At 52.7% G+C, this 16,849-nt stretch carries 20 protein-coding genes and 4 tRNA genes; 15 read left to right on the plus strand and 9 right to left on the minus strand.

Annotated features, from left to right (window positions below):
- Positions 1-32 precede the first annotated feature (32 nt).
- The 5 genes from osmY to GM298_RS09670 form a co-directional block, all read right to left on the minus strand.
- Entirely contained in the window at positions 33-650 is a 618-nt protein-coding gene (gene osmY / locus GM298_RS09650; RefSeq protein WP_045284843.1) for a molecular chaperone OsmY, read from the minus strand.
- Positions 651-949: 299 nt separating this feature from the next.
- The gene (gene prfC, locus GM298_RS09655) at positions 950-2,539 is read right to left on the minus strand and encodes a peptide chain release factor 3 (protein ID WP_045284844.1); all 1,590 of its coding nucleotides are present in this window, start codon (positions 2,537-2,539) and stop codon (positions 950-952) included.
- Between the two features lie 91 nt (positions 2,540-2,630).
- Entirely contained in the window at positions 2,631-3,308 is a 678-nt protein-coding gene (gene yjjG, locus GM298_RS09660) for a pyrimidine 5'-nucleotidase (RefSeq protein ID WP_266154017.1), read from the minus strand.
- A 19-nt stretch (positions 3,309-3,327) separates the two neighbouring features.
- Entirely contained in the window at positions 3,328-3,771 is a 444-nt protein-coding gene (rimI, locus tag GM298_RS09665) for a ribosomal protein S18-alanine N-acetyltransferase (RefSeq protein WP_025757481.1), read from the minus strand.
- Positions 3,740-4,153, minus strand: coding sequence for a DNA polymerase III subunit psi (locus tag GM298_RS09670; RefSeq protein WP_025757479.1), 414 nt, complete (start codon positions 4,151-4,153; stop codon positions 3,740-3,742). The genes rimI and GM298_RS09670 overlap by 32 nt, the downstream gene beginning before the upstream one ends.
- A 102-nt stretch (positions 4,154-4,255) precedes the next feature.
- Here GM298_RS09670 and rsmC point away from each other — a divergent pair, with 102 nt between their 5' ends.
- The 5 genes from rsmC (at position 4,256) to GM298_RS09695 (ending at position 5,892) form a co-directional block, all read left to right on the plus strand.
- Positions 4,256-5,284, plus strand: a complete 1,029-nt coding sequence (rsmC, locus tag GM298_RS09675) for a 16S rRNA (guanine(1207)-N(2))-methyltransferase RsmC (RefSeq protein WP_025757477.1) — start codon at positions 4,256-4,258, stop codon at positions 5,282-5,284.
- Positions 5,285-5,456: 172 nt separating this feature from the next.
- Positions 5,457-5,543 (plus strand) — tRNA-Leu (locus GM298_RS09680).
- 28 nt (positions 5,544-5,571) lie between these two features.
- Positions 5,572-5,658 (plus strand) — tRNA-Leu (locus GM298_RS09685).
- 28 nt (positions 5,659-5,686) lie between these two features.
- Positions 5,687-5,773: transfer RNA gene (locus GM298_RS09690), tRNA-Leu, on the plus strand.
- A 32-nt stretch (positions 5,774-5,805) separates the two neighbouring features.
- Positions 5,806-5,892: transfer RNA gene (locus GM298_RS09695), tRNA-Leu, on the plus strand.
- 38 nt (positions 5,893-5,930) lie between these two features.
- On the opposite strand, the gene GM298_RS09700 is transcribed toward GM298_RS09695, so the two are convergent.
- Positions 5,931-6,200, minus strand: coding sequence for a DUF1435 domain-containing protein (locus GM298_RS09700; protein WP_266154018.1), 270 nt, complete (start codon positions 6,198-6,200; stop codon positions 5,931-5,933).
- A gap of 215 nt (positions 6,201-6,415) precedes the next feature.
- Between GM298_RS09700 and GM298_RS09705 the strand changes: the two genes are divergently transcribed.
- Together GM298_RS09705 and fhuF are read left to right on the plus strand one after the other, a co-directional pair.
- Entirely contained in the window at positions 6,416-7,480 is a 1,065-nt protein-coding gene (locus tag GM298_RS09705; protein WP_025757474.1) for a GGDEF domain-containing protein, read from the plus strand.
- Between the two features lie 95 nt (positions 7,481-7,575).
- Complete coding sequence (gene fhuF, locus GM298_RS09710; protein ID WP_025757472.1) at positions 7,576-8,364, plus strand: siderophore-iron reductase FhuF; 789 nt, start codon at positions 7,576-7,578, stop codon at positions 8,362-8,364.
- A 95-nt stretch (positions 8,365-8,459) separates the two neighbouring features.
- On the opposite strand, the gene GM298_RS09715 is transcribed toward fhuF, so the two are convergent.
- Positions 8,460-9,806, minus strand: a complete 1,347-nt coding sequence (locus GM298_RS09715; RefSeq protein WP_045284849.1) for a PTS sugar transporter subunit IIC — start codon at positions 9,804-9,806, stop codon at positions 8,460-8,462.
- A gap of 328 nt (positions 9,807-10,134) precedes the next feature.
- Between GM298_RS09715 and GM298_RS09720 the strand changes: the two genes are divergently transcribed.
- Positions 10,135-10,593 (plus strand): YbaK/EbsC family protein, encoded by a 459-nt coding sequence (locus tag GM298_RS09720; protein ID WP_025757470.1) that lies wholly within the window; start codon positions 10,135-10,137, stop codon positions 10,591-10,593.
- 38 nt (positions 10,594-10,631) lie between these two features.
- Here GM298_RS09720 and bglJ read toward each other — a convergent pair whose 3' ends face one another.
- Both bglJ and GM298_RS09730 read right to left on the minus strand, forming a co-directional pair.
- Positions 10,632-11,267, minus strand: a complete 636-nt coding sequence (gene bglJ, locus GM298_RS09725) for a DNA-binding transcriptional activator BglJ (protein WP_025757469.1) — start codon at positions 11,265-11,267, stop codon at positions 10,632-10,634.
- Positions 11,264-12,001, minus strand: a complete 738-nt coding sequence (locus tag GM298_RS09730) for a helix-turn-helix transcriptional regulator (protein WP_025757468.1) — start codon at positions 11,999-12,001, stop codon at positions 11,264-11,266. Before GM298_RS09730 ends, bglJ begins: the two co-directional genes overlap by 4 nt.
- A gap of 411 nt (positions 12,002-12,412) precedes the next feature.
- On the opposite strand from GM298_RS09730, the gene GM298_RS09735 reads away from it, so the two are divergent.
- From GM298_RS09735 to dnaC, 7 genes are all read left to right on the plus strand, one after another.
- Positions 12,413-13,189 carry a threonine/serine ThrE exporter family protein gene (locus GM298_RS09735; protein ID WP_025757466.1) on the plus strand — a complete coding sequence of 259 codons (777 nt, stop codon included), beginning with the start codon at positions 12,413-12,415 and terminating at the stop codon, positions 13,187-13,189.
- Positions 13,180-13,653 (plus strand): threonine/serine exporter, encoded by a 474-nt coding sequence (locus GM298_RS09740; protein WP_045286457.1) that lies wholly within the window; start codon positions 13,180-13,182, stop codon positions 13,651-13,653. The genes GM298_RS09735 and GM298_RS09740 overlap by 10 nt, the downstream gene beginning before the upstream one ends.
- A gap of 67 nt (positions 13,654-13,720) precedes the next feature.
- Entirely contained in the window at positions 13,721-14,353 is a 633-nt protein-coding gene (locus tag GM298_RS09745; RefSeq protein WP_095451968.1) for a TetR family transcriptional regulator, read from the plus strand.
- Between the two features lie 41 nt (positions 14,354-14,394).
- Positions 14,395-14,847, plus strand: a complete 453-nt coding sequence (locus tag GM298_RS09750; protein ID WP_045286455.1) for a MarR family winged helix-turn-helix transcriptional regulator — start codon at positions 14,395-14,397, stop codon at positions 14,845-14,847.
- An 84-nt stretch (positions 14,848-14,931) separates the two neighbouring features.
- Positions 14,932-15,360: an organic hydroperoxide resistance protein gene (locus tag GM298_RS09755; protein WP_266154019.1), complete on the plus strand. Its 429-nt coding sequence runs from the start codon at positions 14,932-14,934 to the stop codon at positions 15,358-15,360.
- Between the two features lie 150 nt (positions 15,361-15,510).
- Positions 15,511-16,056: a primosomal protein DnaT gene (gene dnaT / locus GM298_RS09760; RefSeq protein WP_266154020.1), complete on the plus strand. Its 546-nt coding sequence runs from the start codon at positions 15,511-15,513 to the stop codon at positions 16,054-16,056.
- Complete coding sequence (gene dnaC / locus GM298_RS09765) at positions 16,053-16,790, plus strand: DNA replication protein DnaC (protein ID WP_014168503.1); 738 nt, start codon at positions 16,053-16,055, stop codon at positions 16,788-16,790. The genes dnaT and dnaC overlap by 4 nt, the downstream gene beginning before the upstream one ends.
- Positions 16,791-16,849 lie beyond the last annotated feature (59 nt).

Consider the following 16,849-nt stretch of genomic DNA (forward strand, 5'->3'; position numbering starts at 1 on the left):
CGGATTTAGCCAGACGGGCGAATGGTCCAGATTTACTTCGCTTTCAGATCGTTTTTAACGCTTTTCACACCATCGATGGCTTTCGCAATAGACTCGGCGCGTTCGATTTGCGCCTGAGAATCAACCGTACCGGAAAGCTGTACCACACCATCGGTGGTTTCCACTTTCACCTTACGGGACGGCACGATGTCATCTGCTAAAAGTTTAGCTTTGATTTCGCTGGTGGTGGCAGCATCACCGGCATAACCTTTCACCGACGCGTTTTTGCTGTCACGAACGTGCAGTTTATCGCTAACGGAGGCGACACCTTCGACGCCCTTCGCCACTTTCACCGCCTGTTCCGCCTGAGCCTGGCTTTCGACAAAGCCGCTCAGCGTGACCACTTTCTTATCGGTCTTCACGGAAATATCGGTGCTCTTGATGGCTTCGTCATCCACCAGTGCGGCTTTCACTTTTGCTGTGATTGAGCTGTCATCCATGAAATTGCCGACTTTATTCATAGAGCTATCGATTTTTTGCCCTGCGGTATCCGCCGTGGACTGTGCTTTATCCATGGTGCTGCTTTCCGCCAGCGCGGAGCCGCTAACCAGAACGCTACCCAGTGTTACAGCCAGCAGAGTTTTAGAAATCTTCAGTCTTGTCATATTCATCGATCTATTCCTGTGTTTACCCGTTATTCGGGCTACATACTTCCTTAGTAGTTATATATATTGCGAATAAACACGCAGACGAAATGGATAACCTAAAGTCATGCATTGAACAGTTAATTTATCCATGCCCGGTGCTAAACACTGAGTTAAATATAGATCACTCTCACAGAGCCGCTTTCAGATTCGGGTAAAAAACGTGCAAAAAGCGCGAAAATGCAGTGAATTAAGAACATTCCGCAAGGGATTAATAAGACAGGAATTAAAGAAGAGCACGGCGACTGCCGTGCTCTGAGAGGGGATTAGTGTTCGCGCGTTTTGCGGAACTGAACGTCAGGATAACGTTCCTGAGTCAGGTTGAGGTTCACCATGGTTGGGGCGATATAGGTCAGGTTATCACCGCCATCCAGCGCCAGCTGAACTTCATTCTTACGCTTAAATTCTTCGAATTTCTTCACGTCAGAACACTCAACCCAGCGCGCGGTCGCCACGTTCACTGATTCATAAATCGCTTCCACGTTGTATTCGCTCTTCAGGCGCGCAACAACCACGTCGAACTGCAGCACACCCACGGCCCCTACGATCAGATCGTTGTTGGCGATTGGGCGGAACACCTGCACCGCGCCCTCTTCGGAGAGCTGAACCAGGCCTTTCAGCAGCTGTTTCTGTTTCAGCGGATCCTTCAGACGAATACGACGGAACAGTTCCGGGGCGAAGTTCGGAATACCGGTGAACTTCATCATTTCGCCCTGGGTGAAGGTATCGCCGATCTGAATCGTGCCATGGTTGTGCAGCCCGATAATGTCGCCCGGATACGCCTCTTCCACGTGCGAACGGTCGCCCGCCATAAAGGTCAGCGCGTCGGAGATCACCACATCTTTACCGATACGCACCTGGCGCAGCTTCATACCCTTTTCATATTTACCGGACACCACGCGCATAAAGGCCACGCGGTCGCGGTGTTTCGGGTCCATGTTGGCCTGAATTTTGAAGACAAAGCCGGTGAATTTCTCTTCTTTCGCTTCCACTTCACGGGTATCGGTTTTGCGTGGCATCGGCTGCGGCGCCCACTCCACCAGACCATCGAGCATGTGGTCAACGCCAAAGTTACCCAGCGCAGTACCGAAGAAGACCGGGGTGATTTCACCGCTCAGGAACAGATCTTTATCGAATTCGTGAGACGCGCCCTTCACCAGCTCCAGCTCGTCACGCAGCTGCGCGGCCAGCTCTTCACCAACAGCTGCGTCCAGATCCGGGTTGTCTAGACCTTTCACGATGCGCACTTCCTGAATGGTGTGGCCTTTACCGGTCTGGTACAGGTAAGTTTCATCTTTGTAGAGGTGATACACCCCTTTGAACAGCTTACCGCAGCCAATGGGCCAGGTGATTGGCGCACAGGCGATTTTCAGCTCGTTTTCCACTTCATCCATCAGTTCCATCGGGTCACGGATGTCACGGTCGAGTTTGTTCATGAAGGTGAGGATCGGCGTATCGCGCAGACGGGTCACTTCCATCAGCTTACGGGTCCTGTCTTCTACCCCTTTCGCGGCGTCGATGACCATCAGACAGCAGTCCACCGCCGTCAGGGTACGGTAAGTATCTTCAGAGAAGTCTTCGTGGCCCGGGGTATCCAGCAGGTTCACCAGGCAGTCATGATACGGGAACTGCATCACGGAGGTGGTAATCGAAATACCACGCTGCTTTTCCATCTCCATCCAGTCAGATTTTGCATGCTGGCTGGAGCCACGGCCTTTAACGGTACCCGCAGTCTGGATAGCCTGTCCGAACAGTAACACCTTCTCGGTGATGGTCGTTTTACCGGCATCCGGGTGCGAGATAATGGCAAAAGTGCGGCGCTTGGCCACCTCTTGCAGATAAGGAGACAACGTCATAATCAAATCTTCTTATATAAGCGCGGCAGCACGCCACGCATCATGGAATACAAAATTGCGGCTATTTTACCCATCAACAGGGGGCAGGCAATCATTGTTTACACAGGAGTTGCTCCAGTTCGTTCAACGACGTCACGGTCCAGGTCGGCTCGATGCCCTCAGGCTTCACGCGGCCATGCGCGTTAAGCCAGACGGTCGACAGACCGGCATTCATGCCGCCCAGAATATCTGACTCTGCGGTGTCACCCACCATCAGGACGCGATCGCGGTCAGGGTTGCCGGCCTGCGCCAGCGCATAATCGAAAATACGCGGATCCGGTTTCGGCACGCCGACCTCTTCCGAGATCACCAGCGCGTCGAAATGATCGCGCAGGCCGGTACGCTCAAGGCGGATCTGCTGCAGGGCGGTAAAACCGTTGGTGATGATCCCCAGTTTTAATTTGCCTTTCAGTGCATTCAACAACGACACGGCCCCCGGCAGCGGCGCACAGATATCGGCCATGGCGTTCAGGAAGGCCTCGTTCAGCGTTCCCGGACTGACATTTAAGCGTTCCGCCCAGACGTCAAAGCGCTGGTGCTGAAGCTGTAACGCGGTGATGGCACCGTTCTGGTAATCCACCCACAGCGGTTTGTTGACCGCCTGATAGTCCTGAAAATCCTCAGCGGTGAAGGTCACGCTATAGTCGAGAAACATCCGCTGTAGACCCCCGAACGAATCGAACGTAAACAGCGTTTCGTCGGCGTCAAAGAAAATCCAGTCCCATTTCATCGTTACAACCTTATTTTCGTTATCCAATCGGCAGAGCCATAATAATGGCGTCTTCACGTCCCTCTGCGGTGGGGTAGTAGTTACGGCGGATTGTCGCCTCGTTAAAGCCTAAGCTTTCATAGAGCGCGATGGCGGCGACATTCGACGCGCGCACCTCCAGCCACAGGGTGAAAACGTCACGGGTTTCAAGCTCACGGATGAGGTGCGTAAGCAGTTCTCTTCCCAGCCCACGGCGCTGAAACGCAGGATCAACCGCGATATTAAACAGCGTCGCCTCATCCAGAACAACCTGCGTAATCGCGAAGGCGGCCATGGTGCCGTCAACATCCAGGCGGTAGTTGAGATACCGTTCGCCCTGATTACTGGCGAAGGTTTTTTCGCTCCACGGAAACGCATGGGCGCGTGTTTCAATCGCAAACGCTGTGGTCAGGTCAGGCGTCGTGAGGGAAGAAATCGTGTTCATATTCGCAGATTTGTTGCCATAGCGCGCTTCGCGCTTTTGGGTTGGCTTTCAGTTCGTCCAGCGCTGGCGTGCAGATCTGGCTTCCCTGGAGCGGGATCGCATTTGCCTCTCCAATACGCCAGCTGTTACAGCGGCTGTCAGGAGGCAGCATAGCGACCCGCTCTGGCGTCAGCTGTAAAACCTGGTCGGCCGTCAGCTTCAGGCTGCGAAGGACATCACCGATCAGGGGTTCATTCAGGGCAGGCAGTTCTTCCGCCACCATCACCAGGCGAACGTGCGCCGGGATGGAGATGGCGATTTCGCCCTGCAACGCCGTCGGGCGACGCAAAGCCCACTGGGTAATGCCCAGCTGCTGCAACTGCCAGTCTCGTCGGGATGTCATAGGGAAAACTCCTGTCTCTCAGGCGCGCAAATATAGCAAATGTGTCGAAACTGCGCCATCTACCTACTATAATCCCCGCCTGAGTTTATTGAGGAACAATTCATGTCTGCATTTACCCCGGCAAGTGAAGTCTTGCTGCGTCACAGTGATGATTTCGAAGAAAGCCGTATTCTGTTTGCCGGAGATATGCAGGATGACCTGCCTGCGCGTTTCGACTGTGCTGAAAGCCGTGCCCATACCCAATATTACCATCACTGGCAGGTGCTGAGCCGCCAGATGGGTGAGCGCGCACGCTTTAGCCTGGTGGCAGAGCAGAGCGATATCGCCGACTGCGATACGCTGATCTACTACTGGCCGAAGAACAAACCGGAAGCCCAGTTCCAGCTGATGAACCTGCTCTCCCTGCTGCCGGTCGGCTGCGATATTTTCGTCGTCGGTGAGAACCGCAGCGGCGTGAGAAGCGCAGAGCAGATGCTGGAAGAGTATGCCCCGCTGAATAAAGTCGACAGCGCCCGCCGCTGTGGCCTGTACCATGGCCGTCTGGAAAAACAGGCAACATTTGATGCCGCGACATTCTGGGACGAATATACGCTTGACGGTTTGACCATTAAAACCCTGCCGGGCGTGTTCAGCCGTGACGCCCTGGATGCGGGCAGCAAGCTGCTGCTTTCCACCCTCACGCCGCATACCAAAGGCAAAGTGCTGGATGTCGGCTGCGGTGCGGGCGTGCTGGCAACCGTACTCGCCAGCCATTCACCAAAAGTCCGTTTAACCCTGTGTGACGTCAGCGCACCGGCGGTAGAGGCCAGCCGCGCAACGCTTGCCGCTAACGGTATTGAAGGCGACGTGATTGCCAGTAACGTCTTTTCTGATGTCACCGGTCGTTTTGATATGATCATCTCTAATCCACCGTTCCACGACGGCATGGAGACCAGCCTCGAAGCCGCGCAAACGCTAATCCGTGGCGCAGTCCGCCATCTCAACAGCGGCGGTGAATTGCGCATCGTCGCGAATGCCTTCCTGGCATACCCGAAAGTGCTGGATGAAACCTTCGGCTTCCACGAAGTCATCGCCCAGACGGGACGTTTTAAAGTCTACCGCACCGTGATGACCCGTCAGGCCAAAAAGTAATCACCGCCCCTCCTGGCCGGATAAGCGAAAGCGCCATCCGGCTATACACGACGCGCCTATCGGCCATTTTTGCATCAATCAAGGCATCACGCGCACTTTTCTGTTGACGTAAAGCTGAAAACATCTAGAATGCGCCTCCGTGGTTACGATACTTTTACAGTATCGATGGTATGCGAAGGTGGCGGAATTGGTAGACGCGCTAGCTTCAGGTGTTAGTGTCCTTACGGATGTGGGGGTTCGAGTCCCCCCCCTCGCACCATAAATCACAATGATATTGCTCGCACTGGGCGAAGGTGGCGGAATTGGTAGACGCGCTAGCTTCAGGTGTTAGTGTCCTTACGGATGTGGGGGTTCGAGTCCCCCCCCTCGCACCATAAATCACAATGATATTGCTCGCACTGGGCGAAGGTGGCGGAATTGGTAGACGCGCTAGCTTCAGGTGTTAGTGTCCTTACGGATGTGGGGGTTCGAGTCCCCCCCCTCGCACCAACGAGGCGATATCAAACCAGTAAGATGACTGTGCGAAGGTGGCGGAATTGGTAGACGCGCTAGCTTCAGGTGTTAGTGTCCTTACGGATGTGGGGGTTCGAGTCCCCCCCCTCGCACCAATTATCTTACACCCCTTCTGAGTGTTCTCTTCTCCCTGTTATTTCAGACTCATCAGTATCACCAGCATTGCACTGACCAGTGCGACACAGGATGGCAGTAACACAAAGTGGCGCAGTTGCTTGTGCCAAATCATCGCTGACGTGACTAATAGTGCTGCCACGATAACGGCTTTCCAGACAGCAAGGGAGAGATCGGCAAACATCAACCCGCCGAGAACGGCTCCCGGTAGCAATACCCCCCAACCACTTCCCAGCGCCCTGTGCAGCATGGTTCCACCTCTTACAATGGTAATGATAACCAATATCATATGATAAAGATTATCATTTGTCAGCTGAATGAATTAAAAACCACCGACCTTTACCTTTCCCGTAATGACAGGAATTGCCTAAGGTGATAAATTGCGCACCTGTTAACAACATCTAAAGATTTTCTGATAATTACTCTTTGAGTTTTTTGCATATTTTATTGCGAAACAACACCTACTTATTTGTTTTAATTAAATTTTAATAAAAACACACGACTATGACATCACAATCCTGGCGGTCTTTGGTTCACAGAAAATATCAATTATCGTTACGTTTATTTTTATTTCTGAACGCAACCTCTGCAGTGTTCTCGGTAACAAATCCGCTCAATTCGGTACGCGTGTTATCTGCCCCTCTGATTGCTATTTTCTCTATCAGTACCGGTCTGTTCGTCTGGCACTGGAGAAAGAGAGCGCGGAAGATAAATATTCCTGTCGTTTCAGCGATCTTCGGTATTTTGTGGGCCTGGCAAATTGCCTCCAAATTCGCCTTAATTACCCACGACCAAACGACCTATTTGTTAATCGCCCTGTTAACCGTGCTTTTTATCGGGACGCTGGCATTCGCCAGTAATATCAAAGCATTTACCCTGCACTCACTGCCCGCGTTTATTGTCTGCTTGTGGCTAAGTGAACACGATATATGGCTGAGAATGTCCTACTCTTTCGCACTTCCTGTCGTGGCAATTGCCATTCATAACATTTTGCAACGACGTAACGATCGTTTCGCGCAGGAGTTGCTCTCTCGCTTGCTGGAAGAACGAGAGACCCTGACCGACCTGAGCATGATGGATCCTCTTACCGGACTCTATAATCGTCGCGGTCTGCAAAGCCGTCTGGAAAACCTGCCGACGGTAGAAAATGGCGAGCACTTTGTCCTGCTGATGGATATCGATCACTTCAAAGCCTATAACGACCACTATGGTCATATGATGGGCGACCAGGCACTGAAACGTGTCTCTGCCGCCATCCGCGATGCCGTACGTTCTCGCGATATTGTGGCGCGTTTTGGTGGGGAAGAATTTATGGTGCTGCTGACCAATATTTCCCTTGAGCATGCCCGCCAGACTGCAGAGCGGATCCGTCAGAAAGTTTACGATTTGAAAATCCCGCATTTGTTTAACGAAAGCGTCGCGACAAATGTCACCATCAGCATTGGTATCGCCATTTTCGAGAATGACGACGTAGAAGGCGCGCTGGAAAAAGCGGATAAAGCGCTCTACGAAGCCAAGCATATGGGGCGCAACAATATTCTGTTGAGTGAAGAGTTGCAGACGGCGTAAACACGACGGCAACGTCACCAGGACAAAAGTCTTGCCATTGGTATGAGCAATAGTTAGGATTGGCAATCATTATCATTTAGATTTCTATCCAAACTATGGCCACGCATACCGCACATATTGTCGAGCCCCTCCTCTGGCGAGCCCCCCTCACCAGCGGGAATGGTTCGCTTGCGGATGCCATACGGGATAAGATTGCCAAAACGCGCGCCCACCTGCTGGACTTTATCCGGCTTGATGAAGCGCACCCGCATCACGCCATGACGCTCGCAGAGTGGCGTCAACCGGCAAAACTGCAATCGCTGCTGGCCACCTATTCCGACCATATTTATCGCAATCAGCCTGCCATGACGCGGGAAAATAAGCCCCTGCTCTCCCTCTGGGCGCAATGGTATATCGGACTGATGGTGCCTCCGCTGATGCTGGCGCTATTAACCCAGAAGAGTATGCTGGAACTCTCACCTGAGCATTTCCACGTCGAGTTTCACGAAACCGGACGCGCGGCCTGTTTCTGGATTGATCTTCACGAAGACCAGAGCGCAGAGCGACTGACTGCCCGGGAACGTATGGAGCTGTTGATCACACGGGCGCTGATCCCGGTCGTGGATGCGCTGGAAGCCACGGGAGAGATTAACGGGAAGCTTATCTGGAGCAATACCGGCTATTTAATCCACTGGTATCTCACGGAAATGAAGCCGCTGCTTGGTGAGGAGAGTGTTGATGCTCTGCGTCAGTCCTGTTTCTTTGCAAAACAGCTTTCCGACGGCCGAGACAACCCGTTATTCCGTACCGTTGTCCTTCGTGATGGGCTTCTGGTGCGCCGCACCTGCTGCCAGCGCTATCGCCTGCCGGACGTTAAGCAGTGCGGGGATTGCACGCTGAAATAGTCGGGCTCAGCCTGATGCCTTCACCCTAACCCTCTCCCACGGGGAGAGGGAACAAACACTAAAAACGGCAACCTGCGTTGCCGTTTTGCTTTTACCTAGGCCACCTGCTGATTATCCTCTTCCGCGTTACGCTGCGCTTCTTCCGCTTCCTGCTCCAGCAGCTGTTTCTCGTAAACTTTGAAGAACGGGAAGTAGATGATTGCCGATACGCAGGCCAGAACCACAACCAGGATCGCCGCGCGGAAATCCCATCCCAGGGCCCACGCTGCGCCTATCGGCGCCGGTGCCGTCCAGGGTACCACGGAGATGACACGGCCAATCAGATCAAAGGTCATTGCCGCCCAGGCCAGCACAGCGTTGACCATCGGTGCCAGCAGGAAGGGGATAAAGAACACCGGGTTCATCACGATCGGCGTACCGAAAATGACCGGTTCGTTGATGTTAAAGAAGCTGGGCACCACACTTAAACGCCCGATAGAGCGTAAATGAGCGGAACGGCTGCGCAGATAGCAAATCACCAGTCCCATTGTGGCGCCCGACCCGCCAATCACGATAAAGAACGTCCAGAACGCTTCCATGAAAATATGCGGCAGAGGCTGACCGGCGGCCAGCGCGGTCTGGTTTGCGCCAAGGTTAGTCAGCCAGAACATCTGCAGCATCCCGGAGACGATAGCGGCCCCGTGGATCCCGGCGAACCACAGCAGATGGCCAATTAGCACGGCCAGCAGAATGGCAGGCAGCGAATCCGCCGCGGAAACCAGCGGTTTAAAGACCGACATAATCGCCTGCGGGATCAGCATGCCAAACTGTGACTGAATCACCAGGCTGAGCGGATAGAGCGTCAATACTACCACCAGCACCGGGATCAACAGATCAAAAGAGTTTTTGATCATCGGTGGAACCTGGTCCGGAAGACGAATACCGATGTTATGCGCTTTAAGGAAACGCATCATCTCAACGCAGTAAATGGCCACCAGAATCGCCGTAAAAATCCCTGTCCCACCCAGGCTGTCGACGGGCAGCGTGCCTTTGGTTTTCGGTGCCGCAACAAGCAGAAACGCCATCAGCGACAGCATGGCGCACATAAACGGATCCAGCTGATGTGATTTGACGTAGTGTTTACCCAGGTTGTAGGCAATGGCCGCACAAATATAGATGGACATAATACCCATCGTCATATCAAACGGCGTCAGGATCTGGCCTTCAAATTGCTTCGCCATATCCAGCCAGGCGCGTGCGAAGCCCCAGGTGGTATCCGGCGAAAATGGAGGGTAAGCGAACACTAATAAAAATGAACCCACAATCATAAATGGCATCGCGGAGATAAACCCATCGCGGATAGCCATAACATGACGCTGGGAAGAGATCCGCCCGGCAATCGGGCTGACGTAATTTTCAACGAAACGGAATATCAGGTTAAACGCAGCATGGTTGGCAGACATGGCAGATCTCCTGTCAGACGTTTATTACAGGCGCATTCGCGCCGTACGTTGTTCCATAAATTAGCTTCACAACCTTGCTGGCTTGTGTACCCGCGGTACTGCTCAGACGAAATGGTTTCATAATTTGCTCTTATTATTGGATACAGGGGACGTTACGTACTCAGTATTAATCTACGCATCACGCTCTGCAACCGGTTACTGTAACCGGTTTCCGTGATTGTGAAGGGGATCCAGAATTTTGCCGTCCGGGATCTTTGTTACTTAAGAGATATTTACAGAGCATAATTTCTTATGACAGATTACGCAGGATATTTGTCAGGAGGAAACAATGAGTTTGCAGTCTGTACAGCAGTTTTTTGCCGACAACGCGCCGGATATAGACATCATCGAGCTTAGCCAGAGTACTGCTACCGTTGCGTTGGCTGCTGCCGCCCATCGTGTTGAGCCGGGACAGATCGCCAAAACCCTGTCACTGAAGGTGAAGAATGAAGTGATTCTGGTGGTGGCGAAAGGCGATGCGCGTCTGGATAACAAAAAACTGAAAGACACCTTTGGTGCGAAAGCGCGCATGCTCAGCAGTGATGAAGTGGTTACCATTACCGGTCATCCGGTTGGCGGTGTGTGTCCGTTCGGACTGGAAAATCCACTCGCAGTCTACTGCGATGTCTCTTTAAAGCAGTATGCTGAAGTGCTGCCAGCCGCAGGCGCCATCCACAGTGCTGTGCGTATTTCACCTGACAGAATGGCAGAGCTGACTTCCGCAAAATGGGTTGATGTCTGCATCTGACCGAAGCGCCAGAGCCCATCTGGCGCGTATAAGACGGATTATAAAAATGTGGCCTTGCTGAGGGCCAAACTTTGCGGATCCCTTGCCGGAAGATGGGTAAGAATATCCGCCGCATCGAGTAGCCCTACGTCAGAATTCACCCCCAGCTTCACCATCGCATTAAACTTGTGCGCCCGGATGGTCTTAATATTGCGTTCAAGCTCAGCCGCGATTTCAGGAATGGAATAACCGCAAGACATGTAACGCAGAATTGCCCTTTCCGTTGGGCTTAACATCCTGTTTTGACTGTGGTACCAGTGATTGAGCATATTGTCATTGATGCGCAGCGTTTCACTTAACAACACCACGAATTCGTTCTGCAACTGCTCAAGCGTCATTGACTTACTGACCACGCCGTGAAGACGTGACGGCGAAAGATGGCTAATTAACCGAGCCTCTGTCACATCAGAGACCAGGATAATGCGCTGGATATGGCTATGCGTGAACGCGAGGTCCCGCAGATGTGCCAGGCAGTTACGCCGTTCCTCTCGCGCATCGGAAAGTGAATAGATGAGCGAGAAAAAATTGACCTGATGAAGCGCCTTCTTAAAGCTGTCAAATTCACTGAACAGATGCAGCTGATAATGGTTCAGCGTGGACAGAGTAAAAAGATTCTTTAGCCCAATAGCACTCATCGTGCAATTTTCGATGACGGCGATATGTCTTGGTGAATCGGTTTTTTCCATTCCTCGAACTCTCCATAGGCTGACATTAAACTCAGCTCTCTCATTCCCTGCGTACTGTTGATCCAGGCGTACATATCGGCATTACTTCGTAAGGAGAGCCGTCGCATCGCACTGTTTTTTTGGGCACTAATCGTTTTATTGCTCTTCTTGAGCAACGTGGCGATTTGGTTAATACCCCATCCCTTACCTAACAGCCGTAATACCTTGCGTTCGGAGTGGGTGAGCGCGATAAATGACTCGTCTTCCTCTTCCACTCCCTGAGGTTCCGGGGTTAATAACGTCTGGCTTATCCGCTCCGCCCGCTCGCGACCAGCCCGAATAGCCGCCACCACGCCTTCAATCGGCTCCATTTCAGAAAGCAACGTGCTTTCTGGCCGCATCAGTAGCTCAACGGCAACAGGATATAGCGGGCGCGAAACTAAAAAGATCCAGTGAATTTCCCGATATTGATTCAATAATGCGTAATACTCTTCGAGCGTACCCCGAGGATTCCTGTATTCACCTGAAATATCGGCAATAATGACATCTGCGCGGCGTAGCTGAAGCAGGGTTAACTCCTGCAGTGAGCGGCAATACGTCAATTCAACATCAGGGAAATGACGTGACATCACGCCCCCTAACCCATTTTGCATGACGGGTATCCGGCTAATAACCACGCCATGCTTACCATGCAATGACAACATAGACCCTCCGTGTCCATTTTTCATAGAATGTGTAACGTCAAAACACATCGTTCTATCACTATTTTCGTCCCTGAGTATAAAACCGATTAATACAAGCAGAAGATGAGATATGTTTTTTAGTTTAGGAAATGCCTAAAACAACGGTAATATCTCACAAAGCGCAAATAAATTTAATTCCGAACCCATTAAAATAATGACAATATAAAATTAGAATAACTTAATACAAATATTTTATATCTCTATATAAAGAATTCACTGCATTAATAGATTAATCCCCCCGCCCTTCTGCGACACGGGTTGCCACTGTTTGCATAAACCTTGATCTGACCCACAGCAAGAGACACTGCACTTTGTGCTAAAAGTAATCATCGTGAGCTAAATGGCAACTCTCCATCATCTTCGGGACAATACATGCAGGCAGATCGGTCAACGCAGCGTGCTATCACGCGGCTCTGTATAAAGTGCGGTCTTTTTTTGCTCCAGCACGGCGCGGAAAGCGCGCTGGTTGAGGAGCTGTCAACCCGGCTGGGGCTGGCTTTGGGTATGGACAGCGTAGAAAGCGCCATCTCATCCAACGCCATTGTGCTGACCACCATCAAAGACGGTCAATGCCTGACCTCCACCCGCAAAAATCATGACCGTGGCATTAACATGCACGTCGTGACCGAAGTGCAACATATCGTCATTCTTGCTGAACATAAGCTTCTCGATCTCAATGAGATAGAAAAACGGTTCAACCAGATTAAGCCATTACGTTATCCACGCTGGCTGGTCGTATTGATGGTGGGGCTCTCATGCGCCTGCTTTTGTAAGCTCAATAAAGGCGGCTGGGATGGGGCGATCGTCACCTTTTTTGCCAGCAGTATCGCCATGTATGTTCGCCAGCTGCTGACACACCGGCAGCTACACCCGCAAATTAACTTCTGCATTACCGCATTTGTCGCCACCACGGTGTCTGGCCTGCTCCTGCGTCTGCCGCAATTTGCCAGCACCCCGACGATCGCCATGGCCGCCAGTGTCCTTCTGCTGGTACCGGGCTTCCCGTTGATTAACGCCGTCGCCGACATGTTTAAAGGGCATATCAATACTGGCCTGGCACGCTGGGCTATCGCCAGTCTGCTGACCCTGGCGACCTGCATCGGCGTGGTCATGGCCATGACACTCTGGGGGTTACGCGGATGGGCGTGATAGATTTTCTGCTGGCGCTGGCTGAGGATATGGCCCTGGCCGCCATTCCTGCCGTCGGCTTTGCGATGGTATTTAACGTTCCGCAACGCGCTCTGCCATGGTGTGCACTGCTGGGCGCCATCGGTCATGGATCGCGCATGGTGATGATGACGGCGGGTTTTAACATCGAATGGTCGACCTTTATGGCCTCTATGCTGGTCGGCAGCATCGGTATCCAGTGGTCGCGCTGGTATCTGGCGCATCCGAAAGTCTTCACCGTCGCCGCCGTGATCCCGATGTTCCCCGGTATTTCGGCCTATACGGCGATGATTTCGGCGGTGAAAATCAGCCATTTTGGCTACACCGAACCGCAGATGATCCTTCTTCTCAGCAACTTTCTTAAGGCCTCATCCATTGTCGGCGCGCTCTCTATCGGATTGTCGATCCCCGGACTCTGGCTCTACCGTAAACGGCCACGCGTTTGATATTTGTGTTATCCCGCTGCCATGGAGATAATCTTTCTGGTCCGTTTGGTGAACATAAGGAAAGGATGTGGCTAACCCTGGCAGCGAACTCCCTGAAGAATCCAGCCTGAAAGAGAAAATTTTTCAGAGCGCTATCGCGCTTTTTGCCGAATATGGGTTGAACGGCGCCCGCATGGAGCAGATCGCAGAGAAAGCAGGCACCACCAAGCGGATGGTGGTTTACCATTTTAAGAACAAAGAAAACCTGTATCTCCTCGTACTGGAATATGTTTACACCCAGATCCGCGCCAGTGAAAAAGCGCTTAGCCTCGCAGACATGTCACCGGTCGAAGCGCTGGTCGAACTGGTGGAAGCCACCTTTGACTACCACGCCGACCACCCGGATTACATCCGGATTATCTGCATGGAAAACATGCAGCGTGGCCGCTTTATGCAGCAGTCGAGTTACCTTCGCCAGGTCAACCGTAGCGCGCTCGATCTGCTGGAAGGGATCCTGCGCCGGGGTAAAGAAAAACAGTTATTCAGCCAGACGGTTGACGCGCGCGATCTGCATCGTCTGATCAGCAGTTTCAGCTTTCATTACGTTGCCAACAGCTACACCTTTACGCTGCTGTTTGAAGAGGGTGCAGACGAAGAGGCGCAGCGCCAGCACTACCGTAAAATGGCCGTTCAGGTGGCCCTGCGTTATACCTGCCCATAAAATTGCTTGCAATTAAATCGCGCACTATCTATAGTTATCTCATGAACGCGAAAACACACGACGCAACCGCTGCGCTCAGGCTGGATAACCAGCTCTGCTTTGCCCTTTATTCGGCAAACCTGGCGCTAAATAAGCTATACCGGCAACTGCTGGCACCGCTGAACCTGACCTACCCGCAATACCTGGTCATGCTGGTGCTGTGGGAGCAGGATGACATCACGGTGTCGGACATCGGTGAACGGCTGTTTCTGGATTCTGCCACCCTGACGCCGCTGTTAAAACGTCTGGAAAGCGCCGGGCTGATAAACCGTCAGCGCTCGCGCCAGGATGAACGTCAGGTCGCCGTTACCCTGAGTGACGCGGGACGTGAACTTCAGCAACAGGCTGCAGGAATCCCCCATGCGGTGGGATGCGCAGCGCAGTGTGATACCGACACCCTGCTGTCGCTCAAGCAGCAGCTGGAGCTTTTGCGACAACATATTCAGCGCGCGTAAGGCTATACTTTACGCGGCTTTATTTAACCATATATATAGCACGCTATTTAATAGCACACATTAAAGCAAGATGAGGAACCTGCCATGTCTTTAGAAAAAGTTGTTTATACCGCCAAAGCAAAAGCAACCGGTGGCCGTGACGGCCGCGCGACCTCTTCCGATGGTGTACTGGATGTCAAACTGGGTGTGCCAAAAGAGATGGGCGGCATGGGCGGAGACGTCACCAACCCTGAGCAGCTGTTTGCGGCGGGCTACTCCGCCTGCTTCCTGGGTGCGATGAAGTTCGTGGCCGCGCGCGACAAATTTACCCTGCCAAAAGACGCCTTTATTGAAGGTGAAGTGGGTATTGGTCCACTGCCAACCGGCTTTGGTATTGAAGCAAAGCTGAACATCCATGTTGAAGGTATGGATCCAGTTGAAGCCAAAAAGCTGGTGGATGCCGCGCACATTGTATGCCCGTACTCTAACGCGACCCGCGGCAACATCGACGTGACCCTGAATATCATCGCGTGATAAATGCCTGATGGCGCTGCGCTTATCAGTCCTGCCACTGTAGCCCCGGTAAGCGCAGCGCTGCCGGGGAAATCCCCCTCCATTCCCTCTTCCTCTCTGTGCTACCATAAGCCCATATCACGCCCGTAGTCATTCAGTAGAGAAAGCGTTATGTCCTCCAGAATCCTGACCACCAGCATTGCTGGTATTGATGCCTTTATGCGCGACCCACGCGGTGTGTTGACCCACGCCGAAGGTGGCACAGTTGCGGTTTTTGCCGACAACGCTCCGGCGTTTTACGCAATCACACCGGAACGTCTGGCACAGCTCCTGGAAACTGAAGCGCAATTGTCACGCCCGGCGAGTGATATCACGCTGGATAACCAGTTCTTCGATGAGCCGGTTAACGCGCCCGTGACCGTTCCGATGGGAAAATTTGCCCTCTACACGGGCTGGCAACCGGATGCAGATTTTCAGCGCCAGGCCGCGCTGTGGGGCATTGCGTTAACCCAGCCGGCTACCGCTGAAGAGCTCGCCGCATTTACCGCCTGGTGGCAGGCGGAAGGTAAAGTCTTCACCCATATTCAGTGGCAGCAAAAGCTCGCGCGTCATCTGCAAATTACCCGCGCCAGCAACAATGGCCAGCCAAAACGCGATATCAACGCGTTTTCCGAACCGGATAAACAGATCCCGAGTGGATTCCGAGGTGCGAAATGAAGAATGTCGGCGACCTGATGAAACGACTGCAAAAAATGATGCCTGCCAACGTAAAGCCCGCTTTCACGACGGGGGAAGAGCTGCTGGCGTGGCAAAAAGAGCAGGGAAAGATCCGCGCCGCGGCCCTCGCCCGCGAAAACCGGGCGATGAAAATGCAGCGCACCTTCAACCGTTCCGGTATTCGTCCCCTGCACCAGAATTGCTCGTTTGATAACTATAAAATCGAGACCAACGGGCAGATGAACGCGCTCGCCGCCGCACGTCAGTATGTTGATGAATTCGACGGCAATATCGCCAGCTTCATCTTCAGCGGTAAGCCGGGCACCGGTAAAAACCATCTGGCCGCCGCCATTTGCAACGAACTGCTTCTGCGCGGGAAGTCGGTCCTTATCATCACCGTGGCCGATATCATGTCTGCGATGAAAGACACCTTCAGCAACCGGGAAACCAGCGAAGAGCAACTGCTTAACGATCTGAGTAATGTGGATTTGCTGGTCATCGATGAGATCGGGGTTCAGACCGAATCCCGTTATGAAAAGGTGATCATCAACCAGATTGTCGATCGCCGCTCCTCCTCCAAGCGCCCCACCGGCATGTTAACGAACCACAATATCGATGAGATGACCCGCTTGCTGGGGGAACGCGTCATGGACCGCATGAAGCTGGGTAACAGTCTGTATGTCATCTTCGACTGGGAAAGTTACCGCAGCCGCGTCACCGGCAAAGAGTATTAAGACAGTTCCAGGAATCGCCGACAGGGCGCAGGTATATACTGGAACCCCTTCCGGCCCAA

This window comes from Enterobacter sp. HSTU-ASh6 (assembly GCF_026319105.1).
In the GTDB taxonomy this organism is placed as follows: Bacteria; Pseudomonadota; Gammaproteobacteria; order Enterobacterales; family Enterobacteriaceae; genus Enterobacter; species Enterobacter sichuanensis.